Genomic DNA, 13,065 nt, shown 5'->3' with positions numbered 1-13,065 from the left:
CAATATACTGTTCGATAAGAGGTATGACCGCGAGAGAACGCATACAGCCGTTCTTTAAAACCGGTTATGGGTGTTTATAACAGGTGGAAAAAAGAATAGGATTTAGTGGAATAATTATTTTTACCATGCAACTAGCAACAAAGAGAAAGACATTCTATCCTGCCCTATGCTGACCAGTTTACCAAAACAGGCCACGAATTCACGAATAAAGCTTATCATTCGTGAATTCGTGGCTAATCTATTGAAACACCCTTTTGGACATTCTTCAGATCACCGGCCCCCGGCTTAAAAATGGGGGCTCAGGTCGGCCTCAACGGCCGGAAGCGGATAATAGTCGTCCAATACCGTGAATGCATTTGACGGTGGAACAGTGGATGCATCCGGGTAGTAATATTTTACCGGGTTAGCTTTTACGCGCTGACCATAGGGAACAATAAATTCTTTCACACGCCCGGTACGGACGAGATCAAACCATCTTTTGTTTTCGAAAGCCAGCTCGGTGCGCCTTTCTTTGAAAATAATTTCTCTAAGATCGGAAGTCGCCGTTGCCGTGATGTTGGCGAGGCCTGCCCGTTTGCGGACCAGGTTCAGGTGAGGGAGTGCTTCTGCACCTTTGCCCTGCTCGTTTAATGCCTCAGCCAGGAACAACAGAACTTCCGCGTACCGGTATACCGGCCAGTTTTGGCCGGTATTACCATGTACGGCGTGTTTCCTGGCATATTTTTTGATGTAAGGGAAAACCTTATCCTCGCGGAGGCTTCCGCTCAGTGTTACGTATCCGACGGAGACATCTTTTCTTAAATCGCCTTTTTCATAGGCCTCAATCATATCGGGGGTAGGAATGTTGTTGTTTTCCCCTGAGATACTTTGCGGGTTGGACGTGCCGGTAATTGCGACAAGCTCCTGTGCGGAAATCGGTGCCGGAATAAACTGGTAGATCTGGTTGCCGTTCAGGCCCGCCGATCCTTCCAGGTACTGCACTTCAAAAACAGACTCGGCGTTGTTCTTGTTAGCGCTTGTTTCGGTGAAAGCCCGGTCATATTCAGGCATGAGGGAATATTTTCCGCTCGTGACGATGGCCTGCAGCGCCGCTTCCGCCAGGTTCCACTTCTTCTGGAACATATAGGCATCGGCAAGCAGCATATTGGCGGCGCCGGAAGTGACCCTGCCGGCTTGCTGGTCCGATTTTGACGGGAGCAGGGGTATGGCTTCTTTCAGGTCTTTTTCAATCTGTGCGAACAGGTCTGCGGCCGGTGACAGAGGTTTGGCCGCCCCTTCCCGGCTGGTGACCGGTTCGAGGTGCAAAGGGGCCTTGCCAAAGTAGCGCACCAGCTCATAGTAAGCAAATGCCCTGAGGAAAAGCGCCTGGCCTTTAAGATTGGCCTTCGACTTTTCTTCGAAATTGACACCGTCAATCCGGGAAAGAATCTCGTTGGTGCGCGCAATGATCAGGTAGTCCTGCCGGTATTGCTGCAATACGTTATCGTTGGTAGTAAGGCCGTTGGAAACCGGGATGCAAAAGTCGGCCAGGTTTTGCGTATTGTCTACCGCACCGAACAGGCGATTCCGTGCATAATGGGTATTGTCCGAGTGCATTTCGGCTAATTTCCAGGACCTGTCGTTAAAGATGGTCCTGAGTGGTGCGTAGGACGCGTTGACCGCCTGGATAAAGTCTGTTTCTGTTTTGAAAAAGATCGCCGTACTCAGTTGAGTTTCCGGCAATACATTCAGGAACTTTTCCTGACACCCGGAAGCCACGAAAGTAAGGAGGCCAGCTGCTATGATGTATTTTTTCATTTTCGTAATGAGGTTTGAGCGATGAGCTGTGAGGTCGGTCGGTTGATTCTGAAACGGTTGCCGCTTGCGGCTAAAACCTCACTGCTCACAGCTATGTTTGAAATCCGGGTCACGTTAAAAATTCAGGTTTACACCGATGGTAAAGGTTCTTGGCACCGGGTAGTTGGAAAAGTCAACCCCCTGGCTGAGGTTGCCGCCGTCGTTGTCTCCACCGCCGTTGCCACTGGTTTCGGGGTTATTGCCGCCCCAGTACTTGGTGAAAACATACGCCTGTTGGATAGAACCGTAAAGTCTGGCGGAAGTAAAGTACCTGGCCTTGGCCTTGTTGGCGTTAAAGGTGTATCCCAGCGTTATGTTTTTGATGGTAAAGAAAGAAGCATCAAAAATAAAATGGCTGCTGTTCCAGTCCCGCTCCAATCCAGTCAGGTTGCCGTCGCGGCGGGCCGTCTGGCCGAACAGGCCGGCGCCCGGGGTAATGGTGGTGTAAGTCCCGTCAGGGTTGCGCTGCGCGCGGTAGCGGTCGTTTGCCTTTCTGACCATGTTGAATACCCCGTCGAGGTTGGCGGTGCTGTACAGGTGGCGCATCCAGAGTTCGTTGCCCTGTGAGCCGGATCCCGTAATTTCGAAATCGAAGTTTTTGTATTTGATCGAGTTGGTGATTCCGTAGGTAAAATCAGGGAATGGGTTACCAATAATCGTCCGGTCATCTTTATCGCCGCCATTGGTGATGACACCGTCGTTATTGAGGTCACGGTATTTAATTCCGCCGACAACCGAACGCCCCGGAACAACAGCTGAATTTTTGAGTTCGGCTTCATCGCGGTAGTAGCCGTCTTTTACCAGTCCGTAAAACTGGCCGAAAGGTTCGCCGACTTTGGTGATGTGGAAAGATCCGTAAACCCGGTCGATCCCATCAGCGAGCTTGGTTACCTTATTCCGGTTAAAAGAAATGTTAAAGTTGGTGTTCCACTTGAAAGCGCCTACAAAGTTCTTGCTGGTGATCGAGAACTCATGCCCCCAGAACTTGATTTCGCCAATGTTGTCCGGGAAGAACGAAAACCCGGACTCCTGCGGCAACTGTACGTTGTACAGCAAATTGGTGGTACGCTTGGTGTAGAAATCGTAGATAAACTGGATCCGGTCATTGAACAGGCCGAGATCAAGACCTGCGTCAAACTGGTGTGTGGTTTCCCATCCCAGGTGGGGGTTGGCAATGGAGGTAACAGCCGCTCCGGTATGAACCCGGTCACCAAATGCAACGTTCACCGTGCTGTTGATGAGTGCGCGCTGCGTATAGTTACCGAGGTTGTTGTTGCCGATTACGCCATAGCTGGCCCTGAATTTGGCAAAAGAAACCGGGCGGACCGATTCCATAAAGGCTTCATCCGAAAGTACCCAGCCTACTGACGCTGAAGGGAAGGTACCCCATTGGTTGCTAATTCCGAACCTGGATGACCCGTCGGCCCTTACGGCTGCCGTGAAAAGGTATTTGCCTTTATAATTGTAAGTCAGGCGGGAAATGTAGGAAGCCAGCGTCCACTCGTTGATGCCGTTCAACGTACCGCCGCGTGCGATGTTCAGTGCTCCCTGTATGGTCGGCAGTCGGTCATCGGCGTAGGTATCGCCCTGGATACGTGCAAATTCCTGTCTGAAGCGCTGCATGGTAAAGCCGGCTAGTATTTCGAAATTGTGATCGCCGATGCTCTTGTTGTAGGTGGCCAGGTTTTCATTCAGCCAGCCCATGTTTTCCAGGCTTTGGCGGGTGCTGACGGCAGTCGTCGGTACCGGCACGTTCATGGCGCTGGTGGCGGTCGACGGGTTGAAGAAGAACCATTTCCGGTTGAGGTATTCGACGTTCAGCGAAGAGCGCAGTTTCAAACCTTTGATGGGCTCGAATTGAACGTAGGCATTCCCGAGCAGGTTGATGTCGCGGGTTTCGTTCGTCAGCTCTTTGGCTGCCCTGACCCAGTTGGGGTAATTGTAAATATTGCCGGTAGCGCCGGGAAGCGTATTATAAAGTGTCAGATCGCCATTCGCGTCGCGTATAGGCATAATGGGCCAGGTGTGCAGCGCATTGAAGAGTATGCCTGTGCCGCGGTCACCATCGGTACGCGGCGTGTTGTCAAAGACATACTGCGGCGCAATATTGAAGCCGATTGACAACTTGTCGGTAAGGTCGTATTTGTTGTTCAGCCTGAGGGTGTACCTTTTGTACTCGTTGTTAATGACCACGCCCTGCTGGTTAAAAATTCCGGCCACCAGTGTGGAGCTCATTTTTTCCTTGTGTGAGGCGACGGTCAGGTTATAGCTTTGAATAGGCGCCCTTCTCAGTACGGCATCGTACCAGTCGTTGTTTTTGCTGCGGTACTTGGCAGGGTCAGAGAAAATTTCCGGAACGGGGTCACCGGCGTCCTCAAAAGATTGCTTTTTAAACAGCGCAAATTCTTCGGCGTTCATCATTTCAAGGCGCCCTTTCATGGGAACTTTCTGTGTGCCGTAGTAAGCGCTGAAGGTTACGTTGGTTTTACCCGGTTTGGCGGTTTTGGTGGTGATCAGTACCACACCGTTGGCCGCCCGGGATCCGTAAAGCGAGGTAGAGGCGGCGTCTTTCAGGATGGAAATATCTTCAATTTCGTCGGGGTTGATGTTCCCTATGGTCCCGGTGATCGGGAAGCCGTCAATAACGTACAGGGGGTCGCTGCCTGCAGAAACCGACACCTGCCCCCGGATGCGCACCGACATACCCTGGCCCGGTTTACCGGTAGCCTGGTTAATCTGCACCCCGGCCAGGCGGCCCTGCAGCTTCTGGGTGACCTGTGCTACCGGAAGGTCCTTGATATCTTCTGCTTTTACGGTCTGAACCGACCCCGTAACCTCTCTTTTTAACTGGCTGCCGTAACCTACCACTACAACTTCCGACAGCGACTGGTTGTCTTCCTTCATGGTAATGTCAACCCGGGTTCTTGAGTCGATAGACACTTCCTGGGCCATGTAACCAATGAAGGAAATGACCAATGTGGTTGCCTGGTCCGGCACGTTCAGGCTGAATTCCCCGTTGACGTCGGTTGACGTACCAGCGCTGGTTCCTTTTGCCAGTACGTTGACGCCGATCATGGGATCGCCCTTTTCATCGGTTACCTTTCCCTTAATCGTTTTGTCGACACTGGCATCGTTCAGCAATTTTGTTTCGCTCTCCTTTTCCCGCGCCGATTTCAGTACAATGCGGCTTGCCATGACATTGTATTCAATTTCGAGCGGAACCAGCAGCCTGGTCAGGGCAGTGCGCAGGTTTTCGTTCCGAGAGGAGAAAGAAACCTTCCTGGATGCCTTTATTTGCTCCTGGCTGTAAATGAATTTTACGCTGGTGTTCTTTTCCAGCTCGGACAGTACTTCCCCAAGTCCTACATTTTTCAAATTGAGAGTTACTTTTTTGTCGAGCAGGCTTTGGCCGGGCAAAATCCCGCCGGCTGCTAGGTTGCCGAAAAAGGCAAGAAGGATGAGCTGGCAAAAAGTTAGCTGCATAAGATAGAGCAATTGCCCACGCAATTGTTTAGATCTACACTTGTACATAGATTTGTAAGATTTGTTTGGTTGGGAAATCGGACAAAGTCCCCCGGAAGTCTGGCTAAGGATCTGTTCGGGGTTTCCGGCCTGTGGTATTGGAAGTACCGCAGGCCTTTTTGTTTGGATTTGGAAGGCGCGCCTAGCGGGGTGTAGTTAGTTTCTTCATGTAGGATGAGTCTAGGTTCAATGATAATGCGGGATCAAAAAGGCCGGAAACATTCAACCGGAACGTCATCTCGACTGAAGCGCAGCGGAATGGAGAGATCTCCTTTCGGAAACTGCTTGTCGGGAGATTCCTCGGCTCCACTACGTTCCGCTCCGACTGACACGGCTCACTATGCTCCGCTCTGACGAGACGGCCTTTTTAATACCTCGTTCAATGCTTAAGTCGGAACCGGACCGATAAATCCTAAAGGGAAGATGTAAAAAACTTTGACTCGCTTGGGTTGTAATTGGATTATTTTGATAATCTCGTTGGCCAAAAGTTGAAGCGGAGTGCAGGGCTTTGCTGAATAAAGTGGCAGCGGAGGTTATTCTTTTCCAAAAAAGAATTGTCAGAAAGAATATAAAAATGGATTTTTTGGAGAAAAATTTATTCACATTCCATCCGTTCGATAAGCAGGGCGGAATCGGTGATTTTGAAAGAGGTGCCGGTAGAGAAACCGACGATATCCAGTTTTTCCCGGAGAGAAAGGTCGTTCAGATCACCGGTGAAGGTGCATTTTTCAGGCTTTTCAGGGAGTTTGACTGCCAGGCCGTATTGACCGGCGATAGCCTGCAATACGTTGCCGACGGGTTCTTTGACGAAGTGAAAGGTGTGTTCGGAGGCCTGAAACGCCACTTGTTCCTCCAGCACAGGGTGGGAAGTTATTTTTTGAGCAAAGCTGTTGTGCGAGAAAAGAGCGCTCTGATTCGGATGCAGCGTAATCTGATCGGCCTGCCTGTTGTTGCGGTTAAAGGATGACTTTTTGAAAACAGATACTTTACCGGTTTGAACGGTCACCTTCACCGATTTCGAATCGTGCGACGAAGCGACCCAGAAACTGGTCCCCAGTACCCGGGTGACGAAGTCGTTGCACCACACTGTGAAGGGAAGTTCGGCGTTGTGGGAAATCTCAAAAAAAACTTTCCCGGAGAGACTGGTCCTGCGATTCTCTTTTCCGAAATCTTTGTCGCAGGACAAGCTGCTGCCGGGATAAAGCAGTGCTGAAGAGCCGTCGGGCAGCAGGGCGAGCTTATTGGTCCGCGACAGGTTTTCGAAGTGAAGCTGACGGGGCGTTGCCGGGGCGGGTGCTGTCGTAGGGGCTCCCAAGGTGACGACGTGCTGTTTCCGGGCTTTGGGATAAAAAATAAAGAGGCAGAGCAGGAGGGAAGCAGCCGCAGAAGCGGCAATGGCCAGTGTCCTTACTATACTCCTGCCTGCAGAAGGACCAGACTCATCATTTGCCAGGATTTCAGCAAGCATTTCCGACTTCCTTTGATGCAATTCCGGCCCGGATGACGGCAGTGTCCGCCGCTCGATTCGCTCAAACCATTCATCAATTTTCTTTATCTCGTCCGGTGTGGCCACACCGTTTCGATAACGTTCTAAAAGATCAGAAAAATCGGAAGGACTCATCTTGGAATGTGGGCTGAACATTACATCTGCTTTTTGGGGGCTTGGCCTCTGGTTACGGACGGGTTAGTCGGGCAGATGATCAAATTGGAAGCAAGTTAAGTCTTAGCTTCAGAAGGAAATATTCTTCAGGTAAATTTTAACAGTTTTTAATGATTTTGTCAGGTGGTACTCAATCGCTTTCTCCGATAACTGGAAGTAGTCGGCTATCCTGTCTTTTTTCCAGTCCATGATGTGGTTGAACCAGAATATCTTCCGGGTGGTATCGGAAAGCCCGCCCATACTGTCCTGCAGGATCTCCGGAAGCTCCTGGTAATCGAGCACGGATTGGTCGACCGTCTGGATTTCGAGGAACGTTTTGTGGTAATCTAGAAACCGTTTCCGGGCCGAAAGCCGCCTTATATGGTCGATGACAGCAAACTTGATGGCTCTCGTCAGGTAATTTTCTACATTGCGGATATTGCGTATGTCTCTTTTCTCCCAGAGGTCGGTAAAGATTTCCTGGACGACTTCTTCTGCCGATTCTTTATCCGGCAGGCGCCGATAGGCAATTTCATAGAGCTTGTTCCAATATTTTTCATAGACCTCAACGAACAATTCCCGGTCAGTCCGTCTGGGTTCTTCATCAACAGCCCCGGGAGCCGTACTGGTCAACGGCTCGGCATGAAAGTATGTCATAAGTAATACCGACGGTGTAATGTCATATAATGCACTCGAATAAGCTAATTTTGCAGGACGCGCAAAGAATGCCATCCTGCCCTATGCTGACACGACCAGGGGGCGCCCTATTATTAAATTAGGGAATTGACTGACAATATTTCGACTTAATCCACTACTTTTGTGTCTTCTTTAGGCGCCCTTCGCCGGGCAAAAAAGTTCTTTGTGTTATTGTTTCTTGAAATCGGATGTTGAATAGAAGGTTACTGCGATCGAAAGTTGTCCAGGCGTTGTACGCAATCTCTGTTGCAGAGGAATCGAACCGGCTGTTGGCTTATGATGAAATCGCCGAGGCTTACAAGCCGGATCTGAACTCTATGGAGCCCCAGAACCTGCAGCAGCTGGAAGGTTTCCGGCAGCTGGCCACGGTTTCGTTTGATGAAATGGTAGAAACCGGATCGGTCAATACGACCGACGAGGTGCCTTTCGAGGTGGAGGTTTTGGCGAAGAAGGCCTACGTAGGCTACCAGAACGCCAACAAGCTGGACCGTAGAAACGTAGTAAGAAGGGTACTTTCCGAAACTGAAAACATATATACCAGCGTATTGTTTTCGCTGCAGTTTCTCCTCGATCTGGCCCACCTGGCCAAGCTTGAAAGAGGCAGGACTTATCACAATGTTGACGACCCTATCCCGTTACGGGGCGGCCTGGATACGAACCTGATTGTCCAGGCGCTGCAAGCCAGCAAACCCTTTTCCGATGAAGTGATCCGCAAAGGTGTCAGCTGGGGGAACGATATGGAGATTCTCCACAGAACCTATCGTGAAATGCTGCGCCCGGATGCGTCCTACCGCACCTACTGTGAAAAATCAGATCATTCCCTGACCGAAGAGCAGGAACTGGTGCAGTTTGTTTTCAGAAGCCTGATTTTCAAAAATCAGTTGTTTGTTGACTTCATGGAGGCGCGTGACCTTTATTGGGAGGACCATGCGGAGCTGGTAAGAAGCATCTGCATCAAAACGCTGAAGTCGGTCACTGAAGAGGGCAAGATTACGTTGGCCGAATTGACAGATGACTGGGAAGAAGACAAGTATTTTGTTGAGGAGCTGGTCTCGCGTACCCTGGAAAATGACGAAAAGTTCGAGGAATACCTGAAAGAGTTTCTCCAGAACTGGGACAACGAACGGCTTGCCAAAGTGGACATGCTGGTCATCAAAGCCGCGCTTGCCGAAATGATCCATTTCCCCGGAATCCCGATAAAAGTGACGATAAATGAATTTATTGAGACCGCAAAACGGTACAGCACCCTGCAAAGTGGTAAGTTCGTAAACGGGTTGCTCGACAAGCTTTCAGAAAAGCTTTTGAAAGAAAAAGTGATCCGGAAGAGCGGTAAAGGATTGATTGACAACAGGTAGTCTGGTTGTTTTAGTTTTTCCAGCGCAATAGAATCCCACGTTCGGGAGTTTAATTGATAGAGCAAAGCACTAATTGGATAAGTTTATGAGTAGTTCAAATAGATCCTTCATTGCCTTTTTAACAGGCGTATTAACCGGTGTAGCCGTAGGTATCATTTATGCACCGGATAAAGGTGAAGCTACCCGCGACAAGCTGACTTTCCGGTTGGCAAAATACCGGGATGAGCTTCAGAAATTGATTGCCGACCTTTTGGACGGGAAAGATTATCCCGGCAATTCCGCCCGCTCACAGGGGGAAAAGGTGGTGAATGAGGCCCGGGAAAAAGCCGAAAAACTACTGGAAGACGTAGATCGTCTGATGGAACAAATAAAAAGTCAAACAGCCGAACAGGCATAATTCTCTCCGTAATGCGATTGATAACTCGTTCATTTTTGGCGCTCGCCATGGCCGCCTCGATGTTTGCCTGTAACCAGGCCGACAAGTCCGGAGGAGAGGCAACAGAAACTGCTGCTGCAACTGCCGGAAAACACCCCGTGCTTACCCTGAAGGAGGAGACCACCTATGACTTTGGTAAAGCAAAGGAAGGGGACATCGTTGAAAAATCTTTTGCGTTCCAGAATACCGGCGAAAGCCCTTTGATTATCAGCAATATTACGGCGTCCTGCGGTTGTACTACGCCGGAATGGCCGAAAGAACCGATAGCTCCAGGCGCAGAATCCAATATTATGGTGCGTTTCAATACTACCGGCAAACCGGGCCAGCAGAACAAGACCGTAACGATTACAGCCAACACGGAACCATCGGTGACCGAGCTGCACATCAAAGGGGTAGTGGAAGGAAAGTAACCGCAATTGATTATCACCCGTTTCGGGAAAATATTATTTAAACCCATTTACAATGTTGAACGCTGTTCTACTACAAGCCGCTCCGGGCGCGTCCGGAGGCATCATGCAGATTGTCATGATGGTCGGTATTATCGCCGTATTTTACTTCTTCATGATCCGCCCCCAGCAAAAGAAGGCGAAGGATCAGAAAGTTATGATTGAAAACCTGAAAGAAGGGGACAGTGTGGTCACCATCGGCGGTTTGCACGGGAAAGTGCATAGCGTTGAAGAAGGCACCATTACGTTGACGATCGACAAAGGCGTGAAGCTTACTTTTGAGAAGTCGGCAATTTCCCGTAAAATTTAAGGTCTTTACTATAGTGCTGTGGATGGTAAAAGCAATCAGGTAAAAGTATTTGTAGTATGCCTGGTCACGGCTGCCTTTATTTGGTTGATGGATGCCATCAATACGGGCGTTCATACGATTAAAATTAATTACCCGGTCAAATTTGCTTACGACGACTCGTTGTATTTTCCCCAGGGGGAGCTGCCCGAGGTCGTTGCGATTAACGTATCGGGAAAAGGGTGGGGGCTTCTGAGCCGCTATCTTAAATCGTTTTCGGATACGCCGGTTTACTATTCGGTGAGCAATCCCCTGAAAGCAACGCGTATCGATTCTATTCAATTAAAGGAGCGTATAGCCGAGCGTTTCGAAGGCCTTAACGTGCAGTTTGCCGGAAATGAATGGGAAGATCGTCTTAAATTTGACGTGAAGACCTACAAAGTGGTGCCGCTCAAAATCGACAGCGCCGGGATTGTACTGGCTCCGGGGTATTCCATTACCAGCTACATCAACATGTCGCCCTCGCTTTTATCGGTAGAGGGGCCTGCCACGCTGGTGAAGCAGTTTCCGGATTCGGTTGTGGTGCGTATTCCCGAGACTGGGATCCGTACCAACTACGAATCGGATTTACGCCTCGATCTTCCGCGGGCTCCGGCTTTAAAGCTGAGCCATGAGTCGGTGTATGTCAGTTTCGAGGTCTCGCAGATTTAAGTTTCTATGGGTAAAGTCGTAGGCGTTACGGGCGGAATAGGGTCGGGAAAAAGTACGGTTTGCCGGTTGTTTATGACACTCGGCATACCGGTTTATGAAGCCGATGCCCGTGCCCGCTGGCTCACCGAACATGATCCCGAAATCAGGAAGGAAATTGTAGCATTGCTTGGCGCCGGAGCCTACCGGCACGACGGAAGCTATGATACCGGTTTTGTCTCTTCGAAAGTATTCCCGGACAAGGGGTTGCTTACGGAGCTCAATTCGATTGTGCACCCGCGGGTAAGGCTAGATACCCTGAAGTGGGTGGAAGCCCGTCAGGACGCGCCTTATGTAATTAAGGAAGCGGCTATCATGGGGAAGGCCGGCCCCGGAACCGGGATTGATTTTGTCGTGGCCGTCCTTTCTCCGGTCGAGCTCCGGAAAAAGCGGGTGCTGTCCCGGGATATACACCGGACCGAAGCGCAGTTTGACGCAATACTTGCAAACCAGGCTTCAGATTCGCAGCTGTTGGAAATTGCCGATTTCGTGGTTCGGAACGATGAAAAGGCGATGTTAATTCCGCAGGTACTTCAGATTCATGAGCGACTGGTTGGGGCCGGTATCGAAACCGGCGGTTTCTAGGCCTGGCTGAGCCCCATTTTGCGCCCTTCTTCGATCATAAAGGCAAAGGCCGGCGCCATTTCGTTGGGCACAATTCCTTCCAGGATCGCTTCGCGTATCGCTTCCTTAATAATACCGACTTCTCTCGAGGGTTTCAGCCCGAACGTCGTCATAATAATCTCCCCGGTAATAACGGGTTGAAACTCGCGCAGTTTATCCCGCGCTTCCAGCTCTTCCAGCTTTTGTTCCAGTACATCAAAATTCCGGAGGTAGCGTTTCACCTTATCCGGGTTTTTGGAGGTGATATCTGCGCGGCAAAGGATCATCAGTCCTTCAAAGTCCGGGCCTGATTCTACGAGTAGCCGGCGCATGGCCGCGTCGGTTATTATCTCTTTGGAAAGTGCAATAGGACGTAAGTGAAGCCTGACCAGGTTTTGCACAAACCGCATTTTCTCGTTCAACGGCAGTTTGAGCTTCCTGAAAAGCTGCGGGACCATCCTGGCGCCTTTTTCTTCGTGGCCGTGAAAGGTCCAGCCCGCTTTTTTGTCAAACCGTTTGGTGGCGGGCTTGGCGATATCATGCAGAATGGCGGCCCATCTCAGCCAGAGGTCATCCGAACGGACCGCTACATTGTCCAATACCTGCAGGGTATGATAAAAATTGTCTTTGTGCCCTTTCCCGTCCATAGTTTCGACGCCCTGCAGGGCAACCAGCTCAGGGAAAATAAGCTGAAGGAGGCCGCATTGGTACAGCAGTTTGAAGCCATAGGAAGGCTCCTTTGCGAGTATAATCTTGTTGAGCTCTTCGGTGATTCTTTCCTGGGAAATAATCCGGATGCGGTCGCTCATGGCAGACATTCCGTCAAAGGCTTCCGGTTCGATATCGAAACCCAGCTGAGTGGCAAACCTGGCGGCCCGCATCATCCTGAGCGGATCGTCGGAGAAAGTGAGGTCCGGGCGCAATGGTGTCCGGATCAGCTTTCTTCTGAGATCGCCCAGGCCGTCGAACGGGTCAACGAGATCGCCATAGCCCGCCTGGTTGAGCCGGATTCCCATGGCGTTGATGGTGAAATCACGGCGGTTCTGGTCGTCCTGGAGCGTGCCTTCCTCTACAATGGGCTTACGTGATTCGGCCCGGTACGATTCTTTCCTGGCGCCTACAAATTCGATCTCCAGGTCCTCGTATTTGATTTGAGCGGTCCCGAAGTTGGGGAACACGTGGACGCGCAGTGCAGGCCCCAGAAGGGACGCTACTTTTTCGGCCAGTTGAATCCCGCTCCCGACGCAAACCACGTCAATATCTTTGGAGGGGCGCTTCAGGATGAGATCTCTGACGTGTCCGCCCACCACAAAGGTATCTACCTTCAGCGCGTCTGCAGCTTGCGTAATGGCCTGAAAGACTGCATCCGGCTTTAATTGTTCCGCTAAATTCATGGGGCAAAAATAGCGTTCTCCCGGCCTAAACCCTTTCTTTCGTTAAATTTTTATTTACAAAAAAAAGCGCGGTGATTGTGATTATTAAAACCGCCTCTTATATTT

At 50.4% G+C, this 13,065-nt stretch carries 11 protein-coding genes; 6 read left to right on the top strand and 5 right to left on the bottom strand.

The features are described 5' to 3' along the window. Window positions 1-285 precede the first annotated feature (285 nt). The 4 genes from ABD852_RS10855 to ABD852_RS10840 all read right to left on the bottom strand — a co-directional run bounded on the left by ABD852_RS10855 (window position 286) and on the right by ABD852_RS10840 (window position 7,654). Window positions 286-1,797, bottom strand: coding sequence for a RagB/SusD family nutrient uptake outer membrane protein (locus ABD852_RS10855; RefSeq protein ID WP_345028601.1), 1,512 nt, complete (start codon window positions 1,795-1,797; stop codon window positions 286-288). A gap of 114 nt (window positions 1,798-1,911) precedes the next feature. Continuing rightward, window positions 1,912-5,319, bottom strand: coding sequence for a TonB-dependent receptor (locus ABD852_RS10850; RefSeq protein ID WP_345028600.1), 3,408 nt, complete (start codon window positions 5,317-5,319; stop codon window positions 1,912-1,914). Between the two features lie 634 nt (window positions 5,320-5,953). After that, a complete protein-coding gene (locus tag ABD852_RS10845) occupies window positions 5,954-6,979 on the bottom strand; it encodes a FecR family protein (RefSeq protein WP_345028598.1) in 1,026 nt (341 codons plus the stop codon). Between the two features lie 108 nt (window positions 6,980-7,087). Then, window positions 7,088-7,654 carry a sigma-70 family RNA polymerase sigma factor gene (locus ABD852_RS10840; protein ID WP_345028597.1) on the bottom strand — a complete coding sequence of 189 codons (567 nt, stop codon included), beginning with the start codon at window positions 7,652-7,654 and terminating at the stop codon, window positions 7,088-7,090. 227 nt (window positions 7,655-7,881) lie between these two features. Here ABD852_RS10840 and nusB point away from each other — a divergent pair, with 227 nt between their 5' ends. The 6 genes from nusB (at window position 7,882) to coaE (ending at window position 11,548) form a co-directional block, all read left to right on the top strand. Continuing rightward, window positions 7,882-9,048 carry a transcription antitermination factor NusB gene (nusB, locus tag ABD852_RS10835; RefSeq protein WP_345028596.1) on the top strand — a complete coding sequence of 389 codons (1,167 nt, stop codon included), beginning with the start codon at window positions 7,882-7,884 and terminating at the stop codon, window positions 9,046-9,048. An 85-nt stretch (window positions 9,049-9,133) separates the two neighbouring features. Next, window positions 9,134-9,445 carry a YtxH domain-containing protein gene (locus ABD852_RS10830; protein WP_345028594.1) on the top strand — a complete coding sequence of 104 codons (312 nt, stop codon included), beginning with the start codon at window positions 9,134-9,136 and terminating at the stop codon, window positions 9,443-9,445. An 11-nt stretch (window positions 9,446-9,456) separates the two neighbouring features. Further along, window positions 9,457-9,894, top strand: a complete 438-nt coding sequence (locus ABD852_RS10825) for a DUF1573 domain-containing protein (protein WP_345028590.1) — start codon at window positions 9,457-9,459, stop codon at window positions 9,892-9,894. Window positions 9,895-9,946: 52 nt separating this feature from the next. Beyond that, complete coding sequence (gene yajC / locus ABD852_RS10820; RefSeq protein ID WP_345028587.1) at window positions 9,947-10,240, top strand: preprotein translocase subunit YajC; 294 nt, start codon at window positions 9,947-9,949, stop codon at window positions 10,238-10,240. Window positions 10,241-10,258: 18 nt separating this feature from the next. After that, on the top strand, window positions 10,259-10,927 hold the full coding sequence (locus ABD852_RS10815) for a YbbR-like domain-containing protein (RefSeq protein ID WP_345028582.1): 669 nt from the start codon (window positions 10,259-10,261) through the stop codon (window positions 10,925-10,927). Window positions 10,928-10,933: 6 nt separating this feature from the next. Beyond that, window positions 10,934-11,548 (top strand): dephospho-CoA kinase, encoded by a 615-nt coding sequence (gene coaE / locus ABD852_RS10810; protein WP_345028579.1) that lies wholly within the window; start codon window positions 10,934-10,936, stop codon window positions 11,546-11,548. Here coaE and ABD852_RS10805 read toward each other — a convergent pair. Further along, window positions 11,545-12,960: a CCA tRNA nucleotidyltransferase gene (locus ABD852_RS10805; RefSeq protein WP_345028574.1), complete on the bottom strand. Its 1,416-nt coding sequence runs from the start codon at window positions 12,958-12,960 to the stop codon at window positions 11,545-11,547. The two genes, coaE and ABD852_RS10805, sit on opposite strands and share 4 nt — an antisense overlap. Between the last annotated feature and the right edge of the window lie 105 nt (window positions 12,961-13,065).

The organism is Ravibacter arvi (assembly GCF_039540405.1).
GTDB classification, from domain to species: domain Bacteria; phylum Bacteroidota; class Bacteroidia; order Cytophagales; family Spirosomataceae; genus Ravibacter; species Ravibacter arvi.
The sequence above is the reverse complement of the archived record's forward strand: the minus strand, read 5'-3'. Positions and strand labels throughout refer to the sequence as shown.